The 21,594-nt window shown below is 65.6% G+C and carries 19 protein-coding genes; 10 read left to right on the top strand and 9 right to left on the bottom strand.

Annotation, left to right across the window (positions count from 1 at the left end; all coding sequences use genetic code 11):
* On the top strand, positions 1-199 hold a 199-nt coding region (locus RMO89_RS13065), incomplete at its 5' end, for a hypothetical protein (RefSeq protein WP_310533608.1).
* A gap of 23 nt (positions 200-222) precedes the next feature.
* Here RMO89_RS13065 and RMO89_RS13060 read toward each other — a convergent pair.
* Positions 223-420, bottom strand: coding sequence for a DUF465 domain-containing protein (locus RMO89_RS13060; RefSeq protein ID WP_310533607.1), 198 nt, complete (start codon positions 418-420; stop codon positions 223-225).
* Between the two features lie 230 nt (positions 421-650).
* Here RMO89_RS13060 and RMO89_RS13055 point away from each other — a divergent pair, with 230 nt between their 5' ends.
* The 5 genes from RMO89_RS13055 (at position 651) to tilS (ending at position 6,176) form a co-directional block, all read left to right on the top strand.
* Positions 651-803 carry a DUF465 domain-containing protein gene (locus RMO89_RS13055; protein ID WP_310533606.1) on the top strand — a complete coding sequence of 51 codons (153 nt, stop codon included), beginning with the start codon at positions 651-653 and terminating at the stop codon, positions 801-803.
* Between the two features lie 102 nt (positions 804-905).
* Complete coding sequence (gene ptsP / locus RMO89_RS13050) at positions 906-3,179, top strand: phosphoenolpyruvate--protein phosphotransferase (RefSeq protein WP_310533605.1); 2,274 nt, start codon at positions 906-908, stop codon at positions 3,177-3,179.
* Between the two features lie 170 nt (positions 3,180-3,349).
* Complete coding sequence (locus RMO89_RS13045; RefSeq protein WP_310533603.1) at positions 3,350-4,075, top strand: helix-turn-helix domain-containing protein; 726 nt, start codon at positions 3,350-3,352, stop codon at positions 4,073-4,075.
* A gap of 122 nt (positions 4,076-4,197) precedes the next feature.
* Positions 4,198-5,235, top strand: a complete 1,038-nt coding sequence (locus RMO89_RS13040; RefSeq protein ID WP_310533602.1) for a hypothetical protein — start codon at positions 4,198-4,200, stop codon at positions 5,233-5,235.
* Positions 5,226-6,176: a tRNA lysidine(34) synthetase TilS gene (gene tilS / locus RMO89_RS13035; RefSeq protein WP_310533601.1), complete on the top strand. Its 951-nt coding sequence runs from the start codon at positions 5,226-5,228 to the stop codon at positions 6,174-6,176. The genes RMO89_RS13040 and tilS overlap by 10 nt, the downstream gene beginning before the upstream one ends.
* Here the strand turns inward: tilS and RMO89_RS13030 are convergent, their stop codons facing one another.
* A complete protein-coding gene (locus tag RMO89_RS13030; protein WP_310533599.1) occupies positions 6,177-6,806 on the bottom strand; it encodes a L,D-transpeptidase family protein in 630 nt (209 codons plus the stop codon).
* Between the two features lie 196 nt (positions 6,807-7,002).
* Here RMO89_RS13030 and RMO89_RS13025 point away from each other — a divergent pair, with 196 nt between their 5' ends.
* Complete coding sequence (locus RMO89_RS13025; RefSeq protein ID WP_310533598.1) at positions 7,003-8,106, top strand: phosphatidylserine/phosphatidylglycerophosphate/cardiolipin synthase family protein; 1,104 nt, start codon at positions 7,003-7,005, stop codon at positions 8,104-8,106.
* 96 nt (positions 8,107-8,202) lie between these two features.
* Here RMO89_RS13025 and RMO89_RS13020 read toward each other — a convergent pair whose 3' ends face one another.
* From RMO89_RS13020 to zwf, 5 genes are read right to left on the bottom strand one after another with little or no spacing between them, the layout of a single operon-like run.
* Positions 8,203-10,989 carry a phosphoenolpyruvate carboxylase gene (locus RMO89_RS13020; protein WP_310533596.1) on the bottom strand — a complete coding sequence of 929 codons (2,787 nt, stop codon included), beginning with the start codon at positions 10,987-10,989 and terminating at the stop codon, positions 8,203-8,205.
* The gene (gene eda, locus RMO89_RS13015) at positions 10,986-11,579 is read right to left on the bottom strand and encodes a bifunctional 4-hydroxy-2-oxoglutarate aldolase/2-dehydro-3-deoxy-phosphogluconate aldolase (protein ID WP_409035553.1); all 594 of its coding nucleotides are present in this window, start codon (positions 11,577-11,579) and stop codon (positions 10,986-10,988) included. The genes RMO89_RS13020 and eda overlap by 4 nt, the downstream gene beginning before the upstream one ends.
* Positions 11,580-11,596: 17 nt before the next feature.
* Entirely contained in the window at positions 11,597-12,625 is a 1,029-nt protein-coding gene (locus tag RMO89_RS13010; protein WP_310533593.1) for a glucokinase, read from the bottom strand.
* On the bottom strand, positions 12,576-14,390 hold the full coding sequence (gene edd, locus RMO89_RS13005; protein WP_310533591.1) for a phosphogluconate dehydratase: 1,815 nt from the start codon (positions 14,388-14,390) through the stop codon (positions 12,576-12,578). Before edd ends, RMO89_RS13010 begins: the two co-directional genes overlap by 50 nt.
* A complete protein-coding gene (gene zwf, locus RMO89_RS13000; protein WP_310533590.1) occupies positions 14,383-15,822 on the bottom strand; it encodes a glucose-6-phosphate dehydrogenase in 1,440 nt (479 codons plus the stop codon). Before zwf ends, edd begins: the two co-directional genes overlap by 8 nt.
* A gap of 654 nt (positions 15,823-16,476) precedes the next feature.
* On the opposite strand from zwf, the gene RMO89_RS12995 reads away from it, so the two are divergent.
* The 3 genes from RMO89_RS12995 to RMO89_RS12985 are packed head-to-tail and all read left to right on the top strand — an operon-like array spanning position 16,477 to position 19,116.
* A complete protein-coding gene (locus tag RMO89_RS12995) occupies positions 16,477-17,163 on the top strand; it encodes a response regulator transcription factor (RefSeq protein ID WP_310533589.1) in 687 nt (228 codons plus the stop codon).
* Positions 17,164-17,167: 4 nt separating this feature from the next.
* Positions 17,168-18,538 carry a HAMP domain-containing sensor histidine kinase gene (locus RMO89_RS12990; RefSeq protein ID WP_310533588.1) on the top strand — a complete coding sequence of 457 codons (1,371 nt, stop codon included), beginning with the start codon at positions 17,168-17,170 and terminating at the stop codon, positions 18,536-18,538.
* A complete protein-coding gene (locus RMO89_RS12985) occupies positions 18,535-19,116 on the top strand; it encodes a hypothetical protein (RefSeq protein ID WP_310533586.1) in 582 nt (193 codons plus the stop codon). The genes RMO89_RS12990 and RMO89_RS12985 overlap by 4 nt, the downstream gene beginning before the upstream one ends.
* Before the next feature lie 197 nt (positions 19,117-19,313).
* On the opposite strand, the gene RMO89_RS12980 is transcribed toward RMO89_RS12985, so the two are convergent.
* Both RMO89_RS12980 and RMO89_RS12975 read right to left on the bottom strand, forming a co-directional pair.
* Positions 19,314-20,831 carry a peptide chain release factor 3 gene (locus RMO89_RS12980; RefSeq protein WP_310533585.1) on the bottom strand — a complete coding sequence of 506 codons (1,518 nt, stop codon included), beginning with the start codon at positions 20,829-20,831 and terminating at the stop codon, positions 19,314-19,316.
* Positions 20,832-20,846: 15 nt separating this feature from the next.
* Positions 20,847-21,587 (bottom strand): SDR family NAD(P)-dependent oxidoreductase, encoded by a 741-nt coding sequence (locus RMO89_RS12975; RefSeq protein WP_310533584.1) that lies wholly within the window; start codon positions 21,585-21,587, stop codon positions 20,847-20,849.
* Positions 21,588-21,594: the final 7 nt, after the last annotated feature.

Genomic DNA, 21,594 nt, shown 5'->3' with positions numbered 1-21,594 from the left:
ATCGCTGCTGCAGGCGATCAAGCATGACGGCGAGGTTGCGATGAGCTGCCAGTTTTCGCTGCTGGTTCGACGGGTGCGGTTGCAGCAGGCTGCTGCCTCCTTCGTGACGCCGGTGCCCGCAACGCAGGAGTGCCACTGTCCACAATTCAAATCGGGACTGTCCCGCGATGGCACGCAAGCCGCACAGAACGGGGCTTGACGAATCGCATCAAGCGTTAGCGATCAGGCAATGATATCGGGGATCAGGTAGTCCTCGATCAATGCGATCTGGTCCTTCAGCTTCAGCTTGCGCTTTTTCAGGCGGGCAATCTGCAGCTGGTCGTTGGCGCCCGCAGCAGTCAGCGCATCGATGGCCGCGTCCAGGTCACGATGCTCGATCCTGAGCATTTCCAGCCGCTTGCGCATTTCCTCTTCGGTCACGCCGCCTCAATCCCTTCACCAGTGCCGACGAAATGACCGGCGAATACGGTTAACCGCCCGCCGCGTGTCCGGGGCGATTGCTCCGGTATAGTATCGGTTACGCTTCGCAAGATAATGGTAATGTGCTTTCCTGACAATCGCACTGCAGGACAACACCGGTCCCGAGTCGGTCGGAGAGGAAATCTGCAGTGACACCCGGAGAAAACGGGGGAGCAACCAAGGAGTAGCTCATGGAACAGTCGCATGCCAGTGCACTACAGCTGAAACACGAAGGCCTCGAACGCCGCATCCAGCAGGAAATGAGCAGGCCTTTGCCTGATTTTACCGAAGTCCAGGCGCTCAAGAAGCGCAAACTCCGCATCAAAGAAGAATTGTCGCACTGATCGGCGATCTGCGGATAAGGTGGTCGGCCGGGATGGATCCATCCCGGTCGGAAACCGCAGCCATCCGTTTCAATTCCCGCCATAGTAGGCTAGCAGCGCATCATGCTTGATGCGATTGCTTCCGCACGGACCATTCTGACCCGCCTTCACGAGGTGATGGCCTCGCGCAGCGCCGCGCAGGCGAAGCTCAACACCGTGGTCGATGTGATCGGCGGCGGCCTCGATAGCGAGGTCTGCTCGATCTATCTGCTGCGTGAAGGCATGCTGGAACTGTTCGCCACCAAGGGGCTGTCGCAGGATGCCGTCCACGTCACGCGCATGTCCATCGGCGAAGGTCTGGTCGGCACCATCGCGGGCAATGTCGAAACGCTCAACCTGGCCGAGGCGACCGCGCACCCGGACTTTTCCTATCGCCCGGAAACCGGTGAAGACAAGTACCACTCCTTCGCCGGCGTGCCGATCGTCCACCGCGAACGCGCCGTCGGCGTGCTCTGCGTCCAGCACGCCGATCCGCGCCGCTATGCCGATGTCGAGATCGAGGCGCTGCAGACCGTGGCCATGGTCCTGTCCGAACTGATCTCCAGCGCCGGCCTCGTCGACGAGGAAGAGGCTTGGGGGCTTACCGCCGCCCAGTCTGGCCCGGCGCAGATGCACGGGCTGGCGCTGGTCAAGGGACTGGCGAGCGGCGTGGCGGTATTCCACCAGCCGCGCGTCACCATCGAACACACCGTAGCCGAAGATACCGAGGCAGAGCGTCAGCGCGTCTACCTTGCTTTCGACCGGATGCGCGAACAGATCGACAAGATGGCCGCGCAAGCCGAATTCGGCGGCGGCGGCGAGCATGACGAGGTGCTCGAAACCTACAAGATGTTCGCTTACGACGAAGGCTGGAAGCGGCGCATCAATGACGCGATCGATTCCGGACTGACCGCCGAAGCCGCGATCGAGCGCGTCCAGCAACACACCCGCATGCGCATGCGCCAGATCGACGATCCGCTGCTGGCCGACCGGATGCATGACCTTGAGGACATGGCCAACCGGCTGATGCGCACGGTCTCGGGCCAGCTCGGCACGGCGGCCTCCAAGGGCCTGCGGCAGGATGCGATCCTGATTGCGCGCAATCTGGGTCCGGCGGAACTGCTCGAATATGACAAGCGCCGGCTGAAAGGCGTGATCCTTGAGGAAGGCTCGCTCACCGCGCACGTGGTGATCGTCGCCCGCGCCATGGGCGTGCCGGTGCTCGGCCGCGTGCAGGGCTTGCGCGGCGTGGTGCGCGAAGGCGATGAACTTTTGCTCGATGCCGACATGGCCATGGCAACCGTGCGCCCCACACCGGCGTTGGAAGAGGCATTCAATGCCCGCTTCGCCCGCAGCCGCGAAAAGCAGGCGGCATGGGCGGCGCTGCGCGATGTCGAACCACGTACCAAGGATGGCGTGCGCGTCACCGTGATGATGAACGCGGGCCTGCGCGATGACATGCCGATGCTGGGCATGACCGGGGCTGACGGCATCGGCCTGTTCCGCACCGAATTCCAGTTCCTCGTCTCCGCCACCCTGCCCGCGCGCGAACGCCAGACCCGGCTCTATCGCGACGTGCTGGAATCGGCCGGCGACAAACCCGTCGTATTCCGCACGGTCGACATCGGCGGCGACAAGGCGCTCCCTTACCTGCGCCATGACGAAGATGGTGATGAAGAGAACCCGGCGATGGGCTGGCGCGCGCTGCGCGTCGCGCTTGAACGCGAGGGCCTGCTCAAGGCTCAGGCCCGCGCCCTGCTCGAGGCTGCCGGCGGACGCACGCTCAACGTGATGTTCCCGATGGTCTCCGAACCATGGGAATTCGATGCCGCCAAGGCCGTGTTCGATGCCCAGCTGAAATGGCTCAAGGGCCAGCGCAAGATGCTGCCGCAGGAAATCCGCTATGGCGCGATGCTCGAAGTGCCGGCGCTGGCGGAAATGCTTGACGTGCTGGCACCGAAGATCTCGTTCCTGTCGATCGGCACCAATGACCTCACCCAGTTCCTCTTCGCTGCCGACCGCGCCAACCCCAAGCTGGCCGAACGCTATGACTGGGTCAGCCCGTCGATCCTGCGTTTCATCGCGCGCGTGCTGAAAAACGTCGAGGGCAAGGGTGTGGACGTTGCCGTTTGCGGGGAAATGGGCGGTCGCCGGCTTGAGGCGCTGGCGCTGATCGGCGTGGGCGTGCGCCGCTTGTCGATCACCCCGGCATCGGTCGGCCCGATCAAGGAATTGCTGACCAAGGTCGACACGCGCGAGATCACGGAGGCCATGCAGGGCTGGCTAGCCAATCCTCCGGCCAGCATGCGCGCCGAACTGGTCGCCTGGGCCGCCCAGCGCGGGATCGACTGCGACTGAGCCAGCACCGTGTAGCGCGACTGGCCAAGCGATTGGCCGCGCGCCTGCCGCACCCTGCCGCGAAGGTCCCCGAGGTCACCTGATTGTAACATCGTTTTGCTTGACAAGACTGCGGTGCAGCCCTTGGTTACCAACTCCTTTGGTCGCAACACTAACAAAATCGGTACGGGATGTCAGAGCAGGAAGCCCAACAGCCGCAACTGCCGCTTGCAGGCGTGGGTCCGCGGTTGAAAGCGGCACGTGAACAGCTGGGAATCACTCGTGAAGGGATGGCCCAGAAAACACGCATCGCCGAACGGTTGATCGCCGCGATCGAAGCGGGGGACTGGGACGCGCTGCCTTCGCGCACCTATGCCACCGGCTTCACCCGCTCTTATGCTCGCGCCGTCGGGCTGGACGAAAAAGCGATTGTTTCCGAAGTTCGCCGCGAGATGGGTCTGGCTGAACCAGTCGAGTACCGCGCCGGCACCGCTTCGCTTGATCCGGGCGACCCTGCCCGCGTGCCGGGATCGAAGTTCGCTTGGGGCCTCGCCTTGCTGGCAATCGTGCTGGCCATCGGCGGCTACTTTGCCTTCCGCACGCTGTTCTCCCCGGCCGTTGTCCTGCCCGAAACGCTGCCGATAGAAACTGCCAGCGCCGAAGTGGTGGTAACCACCGAAGCCTCGGTTCCGGCGATCTATCCCAGCCTGGGAGCAGATGGGACCTTGCTGCCAACTGATGGATCCGGACAGACCGGACAGGCCACCGCGCCGCGCCGCGTGGAATCGCGCCCTTCAGTGCGCCCCGCGACGCGGGCATCGACACCTGCCTCGCCCACCCCGCAGCCGGCTCCCGCACCGGCCCCGGCAGCTGAGCAAGGTTCGGTTCAGCCGCCACCTTCCACCGTTTCGAACTGACCTCCTCTCGACAGGCTGGGTCTGTCAGGGTTAGAAACGTGGTTAAATCTGCCCGTTACGGGCTACCTGTCTTGGGCCAACTGACTTGGGGGCCAACTGTTTTGGGGAGCGTGCGCGCTGCGATGAAAAGCCTGTCTGCTTGGAAACGTCCGGGCCTTGCCCTGATTGCCCCGTCACTTGCCCTGTCCTTTGCGCTTAGCACGGTGCCCGCACCGGCGCAGAACACGTCGATCCAGGCCGGTGCTGATGCCCGCATCAAGAAGCTTGAGGCCGAGGTGAAGGCCCTCCAGCGTCAGGTTTTCCCGGGCGCTGACGGCAAGTATTTCCCGCCCGAAATCAACAAGCCAGCCGGTGCGGTGACAACCACCGGAACCCCGGCGACCACGCCGGTGACCGACCTGCTGACCCGCATGGATGCGGTCGAGCTGCAACTGACGCGCATCACCGCCGCCAACGAGGAAAGCGCCAACCGCATCGCCCAGCTTGAGGCAAAGCTGGCCGCACTGGCGCCTGCTCCGGCGGCGGCAACGACCGTGACGGTCCCTGCTGGAACGACCGCAGTGGTTTCGACCAGTGCTCCGGCCACAACCACACCCGCTGCGACGACACCAGCCGCCAGCTTCCCTACCCCTGCCCCGGTGACTCTCACCCGCCCGGCGGCAACCACGCCGAAGCCCGCAGCGGCAGCTGCGACCCCGGCCGCCAAGCCGGCAGCGCCTTCCGCGCAGCGCGTGGCGGCGGTCAAGGAAGTCGAAAAGCCCAAGACTGCCGATGCCGGGGATGATGAATATTCCTATGGCTACCGTCTTTGGGAAGCGAAGTTCTTCCCCGAGGCGGAGCAGCAATTGCAGCTGTTCCTGACCAAGTATCCCAAGCACCAGCGGATCAGCTTTGCCCGCAACCTGCTCGGTCGCGCCTATCTCGATGAAGGCAAGCCGCGCGAGGCGGCGCAGTGGTTCCTCAAGAACTATCAGGCCGACAAGAACGGCGCCCGCGCATCGGACAGCCTGCTGTACCTTGCCGAATCGATGCGCCAGCTCAAGGACACCAACCGCGCCTGCATCGCCCTCGCCGAATTTGGCGAGACCTTTGCCGCAGAGGCTGCCGGCCGGCTGAAGACGCAATACGAAGCCACGCGGCGCGGAGTGAAGTGCAGCTAAACCACGAAGCCGCCAGCGCCCGGTTCCGGCAATCACTTACTGCCTTGTGGCCGGGCGAGGGCAAGTTGGGACTGGCCGTGTCCGGCGGGCCGGACAGCATGGCGATGCTGCTGCTCGCCGCCGAGGCATTTCCCGATCGCATCGAAGCCGCCACCGTCGATCACCGGCTGCGGACCGAAAGCGGCGCGGAAGCGGCCATGGTGGCTGGAGTCTGCGCCGGCCTTGGCGTTCCGCACGAAATTCTCGCCGTCGAAGTCGAACCCGGCAATGTGCAATCGGAGGCCCGCACCGCGCGCTATGCCGCGCAGGCGGAATGGACCGAGCGCCGGGGCCTCACCGCCCTGCTCACCGCGCACCATGCTGACGATCAGGCCGAAACCCTGCTGCTTCGGCTCAATCGGGGCAGCGGCGCTGGCGGACTGGCTGGCATTCGCGCGGTCGGCCGCGTCCCCGGCACGCGCATCCCGCTACTGCGCCCGCTGCTTGACTGGCGGCGCGCAGATCTGGCGCAGGTCATCAACGAGAGCGGCGTAACCGCCGCCGATGATCCCTCGAACGCAGATCCGAAGTATGATCGCGCCCGGGTCCGCAAGCACCTCACGCAAGCCGACTGGCTCGACATTCCAGCGCTGGCCGCCAGCGCCGCGCACCTTGCCGACGCCGATGCCGCGCTCGATTGGGCGGCGGCGCGCGAATGGTCCGAATGCGTGACAAAGGCGCCGATGGGGCTGGTCTATCGCCCGCAGGCCCCGCGTGCGGTTGCGCTGCGCGTGATCGCCCGCGTGGTGCGCGAACTCGATGGCACCGAACCGCGCGGATCGGCTGTAGCGCGCCTGTTCGACAGCCTGGTTGCCCGCCAGCCGGCCTCGATCGGCGGTCTGGTCGCGCGCACCGGGCACGATGGCTGGTCCTTCACGAAAGCCCCCGCACGGCGGACGTGATCAGCTCTCAGTCAGCGATTGCCCCACGCCGGTCTGCTTGCCCCGCGTGACGTAAACCTTGTCTCCCACTTTGGCCAAGCCGAACAGCTTTTGCGCAAAGGGTGTCGGCACGCCGATGCAACCGTGGCTGGCATAGCCGTTTTCCACCTTGGTACCGTGGATCGCCACGCCATCGGCGGTCAGGTTCATGGTGTAGGGCATCGGCGCATTGTCATAGGTGCGCGAATGGTGATTGGCGCTTTTCCAGTTGATCGGGAACACGCCAAGCGGGGTGGGCTTTTCAGTCGTACCGAGCAACACCGCCGTCGCCGCGATTTCATAGCCGCCGCGGAACACCGAGAGCACCCGCGCTTCAAGGTCGACGGTCATCACCAGCGGGCCATCCGGCACACCGGCCTCGTCCCAGTGCCATTCGCCGTACTTGATCGGACCGGTGATCGGCAGCACGCGCTTGATGACAAAGCGCTGGTCGACCGGTGCGGGCTTGGCCGGCGCTTCTGGCGGTGCTGAGGCGATAGGCTTGGGCGGGGTGGAGGCCGGCTTCTCCAGCGAAATCAACGCCGCTCCGGCGACGACGATACCGCCAACCGCCGCAACCACTGCGCCCCAACCTTTCGCTCCCAGAACCATATCTGCGCCCATTCCTCTGTCTTGCCCAGATGATCAAACGGCAGAAGTGCCGCGAAATCCAGCCCTTCGGCTGCTGCGTCCCTATACGGGACCGGGCGTGGCGATTGGGTTAACTGCTGCGCGGTGTTGCACGTCTTGCCAAGCAGCCAGACCGGTGGCACCCCCGATGCGGGATATCGGTAGGGGCTGACGAACTTTGCGCTGCGAAATTTTTGTCGGATCGGCAGCTTTCTGGCGGGCCGCGAGCAACGATATCGCCCAAGCTCGCCGCCGCGTGCTGATTCAGGCGATGACTTTTGAAGGCGATGCCGCCGGTCTCGGCGTAGCCTCTGCCATCGCCGCGTCCACCGCCACGCAGCGCCGCGTGCTGGTCGATGATTACACCCGCCATGTGATCAACGACACGTTCCTCTCGCTGTCAAAGGACGCCGCGCTCCATGCCGAAGCGCGCTCGACATGGGACATGTTCGACAGCCTGATTGCCTCTGGCGCACAGGTGAAAGTCACCAACCCGGTCGGCGGCAATCCGTTCAACTATGTGCTGCGCAATCACCGCAAGCTGCTGGTGATGGACGATGCCGTGTGGATCGGCGGGATCAACTTTTCCGACCACAATTTCGCCTGGCACGACATGATGGTGCGGGTCGAAAGCGCAGAGGTGGCAAACTGGTTCGCCGGCGAATTCGACAAGGACTGGCACGGGAAGACGTCACCTGCACAAGCCAGCTTTGGCGAAATGGACGCCTATTCGCTCGATGGTCTGCACAATGCCGAAGGCTCGCTGCCTCTGCTGCGCCTGTTCGAAAATGCCCGCCATTCGATCGAGGTGATCAGCGCCTATCCGACTTTCCCCTTCGTCACCGCCATGGCCCACGCGGCACAGCGCGGCGTGGCCGTGTCGATCTATACGCCGCGCCCGAACAACAAGCCGATCGTGCGCGATTACCTGATGGGTGTAGCCGGGCGCAGCGGCATCCGGCTGCGGTTGCTGCCGGAAATGACCCACGTGAAAGCGGCGCTGGTCGATGGCGAGACGGTGGTTGCGGGGTCGAGCAATTTCGATTTCGTCGGCTACCGGGTCAGCGCGGAATATTACGCCGTGCTGCGCGAGGCCGGGATCGTTGCGGATTTCGAACGGCTGCTGTTCGCCCCGGCGCGGGCGAGTTCGGGCGACCCGCTGCCGCAGGACTTTTCGCGCTGGCGCTCATGGCGGGCATCGGTCGCCCTGCGCGCCGCCGATGTGCTGATCCACGGTCTGCGCCACCCGCCGCGTGTGGGCGAATGGGTGCGGCCAACCTAACCGAGACCCCGCGCAGGCGGGGACCTAAGGCGTTAACGGGCGAGGTTGCGATTGCACTCCTGAGGTCCCCGCCTGCGCGGGGATTCCGCTGGGAACTCACCCATGCGCGCCGAACTCGTTGGCGATGGTCAGGCCGATCCGCAGCGACAGCTTCCACGCCTGCTCGATCGGATCGATCGAATCGCGGTGGATCGCCTGATAGCCGCTCGCCCCGCTGTCCGGGTAATCGCTCGGCTCGCTGACCGTAAAGTCGCCTAGCGCGGGCATCGAGGTCGGGAAGGCGCGGCGCAACTGGGCGAGCGCTTCCTCGATCCGCAGGGTGAACACCATTTCCCAAACATCCTCGCGTGCGATGTCATTGGCGCGGCTGAAGCCCGGAACCGAGACGACGCGGATGAACATATGCTGGAACAGCGCCAGCCGCAGCGCCTGCGCCACGCCGAGCGAGCGGCGCATCTGCTCGCGTCCGGCCAGGGGTGCCTCATCGCCCATCGGGTCGATCAGTCGGTGCAGCTTGAGCGCATCGACCCGCAGGCGTGAGGCGAGGCGGCGGAACACGCCGGTGCGGTCATCGGTGGTGAAAGTCTCGGCCAGAAGCAGGCAGGCATCGGCGATCTGCTGTTCCCCGCCGCGATAGGGCCGGCTGGCCCAGTAGGCCGAATTGAACAGCTCGCCAAAGGCCGCGACCGTCTTGATCGAGGCGAGCGCATTGGCCGAACGGACCAGCCGCAGCATCTGCCGCCCGCGAGCGCTCGATTGCAGAAGCGCGCGGATTTCCTCGTAATTGCCCTCTGCCGCCGTGCCGAACCCGGCGATGACATTCACCGGATAGCCGAGCTGCTGGAGCACGGCGTTGTGCGGGATGGCGCGGATCTGGCGCAGGTTCATCGCCCGGTCTGCGGCAAGGTCCGACTGGCGGCGCGACTTGCGGCTGCCCGTATCGTTGAGCAACCCGAGGCCGAAGGCCGTTACGGCGCGCGGGTAGGTCGCCGAATTGAGGTGCCGCTGCTGCACCCGCCGGATGGCGCGGTAGAAATCAAGACTGAGGTCGGTGCGGCGATAGAACGGATCGACCGGCGCATCGGCATCGGCGAGGCTCGGCGCATTCTCGGCCATGCGAGTCAGCGTGGCGAGCGCCAGTTCGGGCGATCCGAAGAACAGGTAGCCATCGCCGCCCTGAAAGCTGACTTCCGGTTCCAGCCGGATGCCGGCGCGTACGAAGCGGCGGCGCGACCATGGCGAAAGCGGCCATTCGAGCCGGTCAGTGAACGATCCCGGATGGGCACCGCGGCCCATCGATTCGCCGTGGGTGTTGAAGATCAGCGCGGCCACATCAGTCATGCCATTGGCGGCCATTGCCTCGCTCAGGCGTCCCTGCAGGCGCTCGATCGCCAGCGCTGCCGGGATCTGTCCGACAAAGCGCCCGGCATCTGAAAAGCCGGTCTGGATCGAAACCCGCCCACGCGCCCGGGCATAGGCCTGATAGTGCGGCTCCGACAAAACCGCATCGAGCAGCCGCCCGCCATGTTCGAGCGCGGTTTCGGTTTCGAACAGCGGCGATACGTCGACCTTGCCGTCAACGCCGAACAGCTTGGCGAAATAGAGCGCAGCGAGCACCGTGCTCGGCTGTTCGCATTCGGCCACCAGCATGCGGATCGGCGTATCGGCATCCACATGGTGCAGGACCTGCGCCATGATCAGGAACTGGCGGATGGCGGTGCTGTTCTCGATCGCCAGCGCGGCAAGGTTCGACCGCAGCGGCTTCACTTCACCCAGCAATTCGCGCAGCCGGGCGAGTGCGGCCTGACTGTCGAGATCGAGCAGGCCTTCGGGATCGATGCGGCGGCGCACCGCGTTCTGCAGCTGCGAATTGTTCACCCGGAAGTGGACCCAGCCCATGCCCAGACCGTCGGCACGCATGGCGGCGGCAGCGGTGAGCAAGGTGCGAGCGAGCGCATCGTCTGCCTCGCCGGCGCGGTATTCCAGCTCGGTGATCATCGGTTCGAGCGAGACAAGTTTGTTACCGTGATCGGCGGTGAAGCGGTTGGCGACTTCAGACAGTGCCGCCGGGTTTGTCAGGTCCTGAGCGAAAAGCGCGCTCATCTCGGCGGCATAGGCGGCGGCGCGGTTCAGTTCCCCGGCGATGTCGCTGGCCGCATCCGCCAACATCACCGCATAGGCGGCGAGGCGCTGGGCCTTTTCGGCCAAGCGGTATCGCAGGCAGGTGTGCCAGCCGATGTCGGTACGGCCGTCCATGTCGTAGCCGACCCAGGTGGCAAAGCGAAACGGCACCGGGCGGGCGGCGCGCCACTGGTCCGGCCAGCGCCCGCGCGCGGTATCGAGCAAGTGGCCGACGATGACATCGCGCGCGGCCTGTCCATTGGCCAGCGCCTTCATCGCCTCTTCATGCTCGTAATCGAGCGTGATGGCATCGCGGTCATGCGGGGCGAGGCAGACGGTCGCCTCGCCAATGTCGCCACTAGCCGCTGCGGCGGCAACCGCGCCGCCTTGTGCGCGGCTGAGCAGAAACGTGGGGTGCGCCGTGAAGACCACATGGGCGGCGGGCCGCTGCCAGCGCGCGGTGAAAGCCTCGAAGCTGTCCGCCTGCGCCAGCGCGTCGATCGCCGCGCCGTTGGCTTCGGCCTCCACCGGGCTGATCAGCCGGTGCAGCCGCCGCGCCCGCGATTGCAGCGAATCGCATTCGAGTTCGCTGACCAGCGTGCCCACCTCGTCGAGGCTGAGCGAACCGTCCTCCAGCCGCCGCGACAGTTCGAGGCTGAGCTGGAATACCGGGTTGAACAGCGGGGTTTCCGCCGTGCGCAGGTGAAGGTGCTGAAGGCGCTCTTCCAGCGCGGCGACGGTAACTGGCCCGCCGGCGCTCATCCGCGCAGGCCTGCCGCTTGGCGGGCGGCGGCTTCGATCCTTGCCACATCAGGCGCACCCTTGGGGATCATCCACGATCCGCCGACGCAGAGCACGGCGTCGAGCGTCAGCCAGTTGGGCGCGGTTTCCGGCGTGATGCCGCCGGTGGGGCAGAACTTCGCCATGCCGAACGGCGCGGCGATGGCGGACAGCGCCTTGATCCCGCCCGAGGCCTCTGCCGGGAAAAACTTGAACCGCGTCAGGCCAAGATCGAGCCCGAGCATGATGTCGCTGGCATTGGCGGTGCCGGGCAGAAACGGCACGCCCGCCGCAATCGCCGCCTTGCCGAGATCGGCGGTCAGGCCGGGCGAGACGATGAATTCCGCCCCGGCCTCAAGCGCGGCATCGAGATCGCGCGGATTGAGCACCGTGCCCGCCCCGACGACTGCGCCCGGAACCTGCTTCATCGCGCGGATCACATCGAGCGCGCAGGGCGTGCGCAGCGTGACCTCCAGCGCGGGCAGGCCGCCGGCGACCAGCGCCTGCGCGATGGGCACCGCGTGGGCGACATCGTTGATCACCAGCACCGGGATCACGGGGGCCAGCTTCATGACCGCTTCGGGGTTGCTCACGACAAATGCTCCTGCACGAAGGCAGCGGCGGCACCGAACAGGCCCGGCTGCGGATGGGTGATCAATTTGACCGGCAATCCGGCCATCAGCGTTTCGAAGCGCCCCTTGGCGCGGAACCGGTCGGCAAAGCCCGAGGCCAGCAGGCTGTCCTTGATCCGCAGGCCAAGCCCGCCGGCGATGACCACGGCGCTCGCGCCCTGAGCCAGCGCGATGTCGCCGGCAACCGAGCCGAGCGCGAGGCAGAACCGGTCGACGGCGGCAGCGGCCAGGCTGTCTTCTCCCGACGCGCCAAGCTGCCAGATCGTCCGGTCATCAAGCGGCGAGATCGCGCGGCCTTCCATGGCGGCGAGCGTTTCATAGATGTCGACGATGCCGGGACCGGCAACCACCCGCTCCACCGAAACGCGCGAATGGCGCTGGCGCAGGCGGGCGAGGATCGCTTCCTCGATCGAATCGAGCGGGGCGAAGGCGATGTGTCCGCCCTCGGTCGCCTGCACGCGGTAACCGCCTGCCCCATCACGCCAGACATGGGCGACGCCAAGGCCGGTGCCGGGGCCGACAATCGACAGCGTGCCCTCTGCCGGCAGCGCGCCTTCCGGCCCGCAGAGGTGGACGAACTGGTCATCGGGCGCCCGCGCGGCAGCATGGCCAACCGCGCCGAAATCGTTGACCAGCGTGAAGCGGTCAACGCCGAGCTTTTCGGGGATCAGCGCCGGGCGGATGATCCACGGATTGTTGGTGAAGCGGATGACGTCTCCGCCGACCGGGCCGGCGATGGCAATCGCGCAGTCCCGCGGCAGGCTGCCACCTCTGCGCGTCGCATAGTCCTCCCACGCGGTCTGGAAGCTGGCGTGGTCGCTGGTGTGCAGCGTGACCGGCTCGCCCAGTTCAATCGCGCCGTCCGGCGACACCGAAGCGAGCGCGAAGCGTGCATGGGTGCCGCCAATATCGACGGTGACGAGATCGACCACCGCCTTAGAGCTCCGCTGCCGCAAGGACCGGAGAGGCGCCGCGCTCTGCGCCATCGGCGTTCAGGCGGTAGAGGCTGTACAGTTCGCGCCCCATGCCTTCACCCGCAGGCGGCGGGCTGGCAGGTTCGCGGCCCGACAGGTCGGCCAGAACTTCCAGGCTGCCCTTGTTGGCGCAAAGCCGCACCACGTCGCCATCGCGCAACAGGGCGAGTGCACCGCCGCCAAGTGCCTCGGGCGTCACGTGGATCGCGGCGGGCACCTTGCCCGACGCGCCCGACATGCGGCCATCGGTGACCAGCGCCACCTTGAACCCCTTGTCCTGCAGCACGCCGAGCGGCGGGGTCAGCTTGTGCAGTTCGGGCATGCCATTGGCGCGCGGCCCCTGGAAACGCACGACGACAATGACGTCGCGGTCCAGCTCGCCGGCCTTGAAGGCGGCCTGCACGCCATCCTGGCTGTCAAACACGCGGCACGGAGCCTCGATCGTCCAGCGCAGCGGATCGACGGCGCTGGTCTTGAAGGTGGCGCGGCCGATGTTGCCCTGCACCAGACGCATCCCGCCATCGGGGCTGAACGGCGCGGCGACGGGGCGCAGGATGGTGTCATCGCCGCTGGCCGCAGGGGTGTCGCGCCATTCCACCACTGTGTCCGCAAGCACCGGCTCCTGCGCATAGGCAGCCATGCCGTGCTCGCTCACCGTCAGCACATCGCCGTGGATCAGGCCTGCGCCGAGGAGCTGGGACACGACAAAGCCCATGCCGCCGGCCGCGTGGAAGTGGTTCACATCCGCCGCGCCGTTGGGATAGACATGCGCGATCAGCGGCACAACGCCGGACAATTCGTCCAGATCCTGCCAGTCGATCGTCACGCCCGCCGCCCGCGCCATGGCGGGCAGATGCATCGCATGGTTGGTCGATCCGCCGGTAGCGAGCAGGCCGACGCAGGCATTGACCAGCGCCTTTTCATCGACGACCTGCGCCATCGGGCGATAGTCCTCGCCTTTCTTGGTAATCGCGGCGAGCCGGTGCACAGCGGCGCGGGTCAGCGCGGAACGCAGCGGCGTATTCGGCGGCACGAAGGCGCTGCCGGGGATGTGGAGCCCCATCAGCTCCATCATCATCTGGTTCGAATTGGCCGTGCCATAGAAGGTGCAGGTGCCGGGCGAGTGGTAGGAGCCCATCTCGCTCTTGAGCAGCTCCTCGCGACTCGCCTTGCCTTCGGCATAGAGCTGGCGGACCTTCTGCTTTTCCTTGTTGGCAATGCCGCTGGGCATCGGACCACTGGGCACGAAGACCGCCGGCAAGTGGCCAAAGCGCAGCGCGCCCATGACGAGGCCGGGGACGATCTTGTCGCAAATGCCGAGCAGCGCCATGCCATCGAACATCGCGTGGCTGAGCGCGATGGCGGTCGCCTGGGCAATCGCATCGCGGCTGAACAGCGACAGTTCCATGCCGGTGTAGCCCTGCGTCACCCCGTCACACATCGCCGGGACCCCGCCCGCAACCTGCGCCGTCGCGCCGACTTCGCGGGCGTAAAGCTTCATCGCTTCCGGGTAGCGACCATAGGGCTGATGCGCTGAAAGCATGTCGTTATAGGCGGTAACGATGCCGATGTTCGATGCCTTGGTGAAGGCAATCGTCGCCTGATCCGCCTCCGCCCCGGCAAATCCGTGAGCGAGGTTCGAGCAGCCAAGGAACGAGCGGTTGCCGTGGGCATCACCCTCACGCGCCATCAGATCGAGATAGCGGGCGCGGCCCACCTTCGAGCGTTCGATGATCCGCTGGGTAACGCGTTCGACGACAGGGTTTAGACTACTCATGCCACGTCACTCCATCGCGCTCGGCAAGGGCAATCGCTGCCGATGGCCCCCACGAGCCAGCGTTGTAAGTCTTCGGCGTGATGCCGTGTTCGGTCCAGCCGGCGCGGATGGCGTCAATCCAGTCCCACTGGGCTTCCACTTCGTCGCGGCGGACAAACAGGGTCTGGTCGCCCTCGATCAGGTCGAGCAGCAGACGTTCATAAGCGATACGTTTGACCGGTCCGGCGAAGACGTCGCTCATCGCGATGTTCAGTTCGACCGGGCGCAGGCGGATGCCTTGCCGGTCAAGCCCGGGCACCTTGGCCATGACCTGCAGCGTGATGTTCTCTTCGGGCTGGATGCCGATCACCAGCTTGTTCGGCACGGTCTTGGCCGCCTTCGAAGCAAAGATCGAGTGCGGCACGCGGCGGAACTGGACGACGATCTCGGTCACGCGTTCGGGCAGGCGCTTGCCGGTGCGCAGGTAGAACGGCACGCCCTTCCAGCGCCAGTTGTCGACATGGGCCTTGATCGCGACAAAGGTCTCGGTGTCGCTGTCCTTGCCCAGTTCGTCGTCGTAACCCGGGACCGGCTGCCCGGAGATGGCCCCGGCGCGATACTGGCCGGTGACCGATTCCTCGCCCGCGACATAGCGCAGCGAGCGCAGGACCTTGACCTTTTCATCGCGGATGGCGGTGGCATCGAAGTTTGCCGGCGGCTCCATTGCCACCAGCGCAAGCAATTGCAGCATGTGGTTCTGCACCATGTCACGCAGCGCGCCCGAGCCATCGTAATAGCCGACGCGCGATTCCAGCCCGACCGTTTCGGCCACGGTGATCTGCACGTGATCGATGTGCGCCGCATTCCACAGCGGTTCGAACAGGATATTGGCAAAGCGCAGCGCCAGCAGGTTCTGCACCGTCTCCTTGCCAAGGTAGTGATCGATGCGGAAGGTGCGATCCTCCGGAAAGGCGCTGGCGACCGCGTCGTTGATATGGCGGCTGCTTTCGAGGTCTGTGCCGAGCGGTTTTTCAAGGCCGATGCGCACCCGGTCGCCAGCAAGGCCGCTGGCCGAGAGCCCGGCAATGGTCGGCTCGAACAGGCCGGGAGCGGTGGACAGGAAGATCGCCAGCCCCTCGCCAATCGGGCCAACCTTGTCCGCCAGCGCAGTGAAGCCGCTGATGTCGTTGGCATCGAGCGGCTGATAGTGCAGCCGGTTGAGAAACTCCGCCATCGAGCCGCGTCGCTCTGCCGGAAGGTACTTTTCCAGCGCCGCCCGCGCGAAATTGCGATAGCCGGCATCGTCGAGATCCTGCCGGGCCGTACCGATGATCTTGAGGTTGGGCGAAATCAGGCCATCCGCGCCAAGGGCGCACAGCGACGGCAGCAGCATCCGCTGGGCCAGATCTCCGGTCGCTCCGAACAGCAACAGGCTGTCAGCAGTAAATGACATTCGTGCGGGGCCCCTCGATCCGGAAGTCTGCAAGGTCATAATTGAAATGCAATCGATTGCAATCCCGCAATACCTAGCGGATTCGGGTTAGCATCGCCGTGACGATCTGGCTAGTCGCGATGCTGCGCTGCGGCACGAAAATTGTCACGCACCTAACAGGCATTGTCAGCGGACATGTCCGCCACATGGCCCCAATCTTGCGCCGCCACCTGAGATCGCCTGGCCCTTGCATTCCCCAAGACGGGGCCGGACGATAGGGCCGCGCCGCCAACCTCCGGCGGCGCGGCTCGTTTTTGTCTGCCTCGAGGCGGTGCGGAAAAACCATCCGGCTTTTCCTGCGGCACCAGCCCGCTCCCCCACCCGGCCACCCATTCCAGAATACCCTGCCGATGGGTGGCCGGGTGGGGGAGCGGGCTGGTGCCGCAAGCCCATCACGGATGTGATGGGCGCACCTAACAAAGACTCCGGGATGGGGAGCGGGATGGCACAGCAAGGAAAAGCCGGATGGCTTTTCGCACTTAACAGGAAATGTCATCAACATGACAAACCAAGTGTCTGGATGAAATCGGCCCGATGATTAGGAGCCGTTAACAAGATGACGCAGCTTGTCAGCAAGATGACAGGCTGTCAGCTTGGACGGGACTTGGGGAATCGATGGCCGGCATCAACATACTTTACGTCGAGGACGACCAGCGCGCGGCTGAGGAGGTGCAGGAACTTGCGCGCTCCAATGGCGATACGCTGATCTGGGAAAGCACGGGATCGGCCGGCCTGCTGCGCGCCGGACGGGACCGGTTCGACGTGATCATCCTTGACCGGATGCTGCCCGATCTGGACGGCATGACCATCCTGAAGCGCCTGCGCGAAAGCGGGGTCGGCACGCCGGTGTTGATGCTCTCGGCGCTGGGCCGCACCACCGACCGCGCCGAAGGGCTGGATGCCGGGGCGGACGACTACCTCGCCAAGCCTTATGAGGCCGAAGAGCTGATCGCTCGCCTGCGCGCCCTGCACCGCCGCAATTCGGGACGCGAACATGCTGCCGTCATCATCTACGGCCAGTTCGAATGCCATACCAAGGCACGCACCGCCTTTCGCGCCAACCGCCATATCGCACTCAGCCCCAAGGAGTTCGAGCTGTTCCGCTATTTCATGGAGAACGCCGGCGAAGTGGTGACGCGCGAGATGTTGCTGCGCGATGTGTGGAAGATGAATTTCGACCCGCAGACCAATGTCGTCGACGTCAACATCGGCCGCCTGCGCCGCAAGCTGGAGGAAGGCTTCGCCAGCGCGGCGCTCGAAACCATCTGGGGCACCGGCTACCGGTTGCTTGAAGGCCGGTAGCACGATGAGCGACGTCCGCTTCCGCGATTCGATCTTCGCCCGGCTGGTGGTCTGGGCGATGCTCGTGTCCGTGGGCGTGACCCTGCTGCTCTGGGCGGTGACCTATACCACGCTCGACCGGTCGAGCCGCGCGGCGCTGGTGCGCGCGGTCGATGTCGATCTGGCCGGCATGGCCGACATTCACGCCAGCGGCGGTCAGAGCGAACTGGCCAAGCGCATCGAGGACCGGCTGGCGCTCGCCACCGACGATGGCAATGCCTCGCACTATCTCGTCGCCAACAACGCCGGCCAACGGATCACCGGCGACATTGCCGCCTGGCCAAAACTGGACGCGCGGCTGTCCGAGGCGGGGTACATCACGCTGTCCGGCAATGTCCCGGCCTATGCCCGCGCCACCCAGCTCGCCCCCGATCTCAAGCTGCTCGTTGCGCGCGAATACGGCTATGATTCCGCGCTCGCCCGCCGGATCAGCTGGGCCTTCCTTGCCGCCGGAGGACTGGCCGCAGCCGTCGTAGGCCTGCTCGGCCGCTGGCGCGCCAACCGGCTGGCGCGGCGCGTCGGGCGGATCAACCGCGCCTTCCGCGAGCCTGACCAGCCCAGCCTCGAGGCCCTGGAAGAAGGCAGCGCCGAGCCTGACGAAATCGGCGAACTGACCCGCCATACCTCCGAGGCACTCGCGCACCTGCGGCGCATGGTCGGCGCGCACCGCGAGACCACCGATCAGGTCGCGCACGAACTGCGCACGCCGCTGATGCACCTCGACAACCGGCTGGTGAAGGCGCTGGCGAAGGCGCAGGACGAGGACGACCGCCGCCTGCTGAGCGATGCCCGGGCCGAGATCCGCCATGTGATTGCCCTGCTCGAATCGTTGCTCGACATTGCCACCAGCGAGGCGCGCAAGGGCGACCGGCTGGGCCTTTCACCCGTCAATCTCAGCCAGCTGGTGAACCGCATCGGCGAGCTTTACGCCGACAGCGCCGAAGACAGCGGCCACGTGTTCACCCGCTCGATCATGCCGGGGATCACCTGCCAAGGCGAGGAGATGCAGCTGACCCGGCTGATCACCAACCTGCTCGACAACGCATTCAAGTATGTGCCCGCCGGCGGCACCGTGCGCCTGTCGCTCGAACAGGGGCCGACGCTTTCGGTGTCGGACAATGGCCCCGGCGTGCCCGAGGATGAGCGCGAGCACATCTTCGACCGCTTCCGCCGTGGCCGCTCGAATATCCAGGCTGGCGAACCCGGTCGCCGCCACAGCGCCGGCCTTGGCCTTGCGCTTGCCCGCGCCATTGCCGAGCGCCACCGCCTGACCCTCAACCTCGTGCCCAGCCCCAAGGGCGCGTCCTTTGTCGTTGCTCCGGAGACCAAGTCATGAACCGAATGCACGCCCTCTCGCTCGCCGCCATGCTCACCGCCAGCGCCTGCGCATCGGCCCCGGCGGTCGGATCGTCCGAAGCCGCCGCGGGCGAACAGATTGTCGCTGTCCGCCTCGCCAATGCGCTGGCTGATGCCGCCGATGCCGAAGGGCGCGGCGACACGAAGACGCTGGCCAAGGCCGTGCAGATGATCGACGGGTCAGGATCGCACCCGCTCGAAGCCTCGCCCAGCGACCCCCTGCCGGCATGGCGCGATGCCGCGCGCGGGGAGGCCACCTCGCCCTATCGCGGTCGGCCGCTCGGCCCGGGCTATCGCAGCGGCAAGCTGGGCGTCGGCGGGCGCGAAAGCTTCAGCCAGCTGTTCCTGTCAGGCACCGGCGCGACCATCGCCCTGTCTGCCCCGACAGGCGACAAGCTGGCCCTGCGCGTGCTCGATCCGCAGGCAAAGCCGATCTGCACCGATGAAAGCGGGCGCGGCGGGCTGTGCAAATGGGTGCCGCTGTTCACCCAGCGCTACACCATCGAAGTGATGAACCGCGGCGCCGGCGATGCGCGGTATTTTCTGGTGGTGCAGTAGACCGACGAAACGCTCGGAACCTCAATCGGTCCGTCATCCTGAACTCGTTTCAGGATCCATCGCGCCTCAAGGCCCGGAGCGCGCGGAAGTAAGCTGACCGAGCCGTTGCGCCTTTTGCCGCTCCATCTGCGCGCAAGGCCAAATGGATCCTGAAACAAGTTCAGGATGACGACTAAAGGGCGGCGGCTGTAGGTCTCTTAACGCTCCTTGGTAGCGCTGAACACCAGATCCGGGTTCTTTTCCTGCTGGTAGCTGACATCCCACGCCGACCGCGCGAGGAACACCGGATCGCCGTCGCGGTCCTTGGCCAGGTTCGACATGTTGAAATCGGCGAAGGTCTTCAGCGCCGCTTCCGCCCCCTTGACCCAGCGCGCGGTATCGAAGGGTGAAGCCTCAAGCATGGCCTCAACCTTGTATTCCGCTTCCAGCCGCGAGATCAGCACTTCGAGCTGCAACTGGCCGACCACGCCGACGATCCACTGCGCGCCGATCTCGGGGTAGAACACCTGAATCACGCCCTCTTCGGACAGATCGTCGAGCGCCTTCCTCAGCTGCTTGGTCTTGGTCGGGTCTTTGAGCTGCACCCGGCGCAGGATTTCAGGCGCGAAGTTGGGCAGGCCGGTGAAGCGCACCTTGTTGGTTTCCGACAGCGTATCGCCCACCCGCAGCGTGCCGTGGTTGGGGATGCCGATGATGTCGCCCGGTTCTGCGGTGTCGGCAATTTCGCGGTCCTGCGCAAAGAACAGGATCGGCGAATGGATCGCCACGGGCTTGCCACTGCCCGATGGGGTGAGCTTCATGCCGCGTTTGAAGGTGCCGGAGACCAGCCGCATGAAGGCGATGCGGTCACGGTGCATCGGGTCCATGTTGGCCTGCACCTTGAAAATGAAGCCGGTGACTTCCTTGTTCGAAGGATCGATGGTCCCGGCGCTGCTGGGCTGCGGGCGCGGCGGCGGGGCGAACGCGGCGATGGCGTTGATCAGTTCGGCCACGCCGAAGTTCTTGAGCGCCGATCCGAAATAGACCGGTGTCAGGTCGCCGTTCTGATAGGCTTCAAGATCGAACGAGGGATAGCCACCCTGCGCCAGTTCGACCTCATCAGCGATGTTCGCCGGCAGCGGCTCCTTGTCGCGTAGCCCAAGAAATTCGCGGCTGTCACCTTCGGGCCGGGCAATCTCGCCCGTGGCAAAATCGAGCACGCCCTGAAACTCGCCGCCCAGCCCGACCGGCCAGGCCATCGGGCAAACATCGAGCGCCAGCGCATCGGCCACTTCATCGAGCGTGTCGAACGGCGAGCGCCCTTCACGGTCAACCTTGTTGACGAAGGTGATGATCGGCACCGATCGCAGGCGGCAGACCTCGAACAGCTTGCGGGTCTGCGGCTCGATGCCTTTCGCGGCGTCGATCACCATGATCGCGGAATCGACGGCAGTCAGCGTGCGGTAGGTGTCTTCGGAAAAGTCCTCGTGCCCCGGCGTATCGAGCAGGTTGAAGGTGATCCCGTCACGCTCGAAGGTCATGACCGAGGAGGTCACCGAAATGCCGCGCTGCTGCTCAATCTTCATCCAGTCCGACCGCGCCCGGCGCGCCGCGCCGCGTGCCTTCACCTGTCCGGCAAGGTGGATCGCGCCCCCCTGCAGCAGCAGCTTTTCAGTCAGCGTGGTCTTGCCCGCGTCAGGGTGCGAGACGATGGCAAAGGTGCGGCGATTGGACACGTTTGGAACAGTTCTTCAGGAGTTACGGGCGACCTGGAAGCCGGCGAAGCTCTGGCTTACCGGCATCATCTCGATCGTGTTGATATTGTAGTGCGGCGGCAGGTTGGCGATCCACACCACGCTTTCGGCAATGTCGTCGCCGGTCAAAGGATCGGCCCCGCCATAAAGCGCGTCGTGCGCTGCGCGGTCGCCGCCGTTGCGGACCATGGTGAAGCCGGTTTCGACCATGCCCGGCTCGATCGAGGTGACGCGCACCCCGGTCCCGGCAAGGTCAGACCGCAGCCCGAGCGAGAACTGGCGGACGAAGGCCTTGGTCCCGCCATAGACGTTGCCGCCGGTGTAGGGATAGGTCGCCGCCACGGACGAAAGATTGATCACTGCACCGCGCCGTTCGATCAGGCCGGGCAGCAGTTTGTGGGTGATCGAAACCAGAGCGGTGACATTGGTGTCGATCATGGTCTTCCACTGGCCCAAATCGCTCGCCTGCGCTGGCCCGGTGCCAAGCGCGAGGCCGGCATTGTTGACCAGCAAGTCGAAGCCCTCGATCTGCAACGCGGCCAGCGCCGCATCACGCGCCGCTTCATCGCGAACGTCAAACACGGCAGGGACGAAAACCTCGCCCAGTTCGCGCGCCAGTTCATCCAGCCGCGCGGCATTGCGCCCGGTGCCGACCACACGCCAGCCGGTCGCGATCAGCCCGCGCGCGCAGGCCTCTCCGATCCCGGCGCTTGCACCCGTGACCAGCGCGGTCTTCATCCGCGCA

It is taken from the genome of Novosphingobium sp., from assembly GCF_031424035.1.
Taxonomy (GTDB): Bacteria; Pseudomonadota; Alphaproteobacteria; order Sphingomonadales; family Sphingomonadaceae; genus Novosphingobium.
This window is presented reverse-complemented; position numbering and strand designations above follow the sequence as displayed.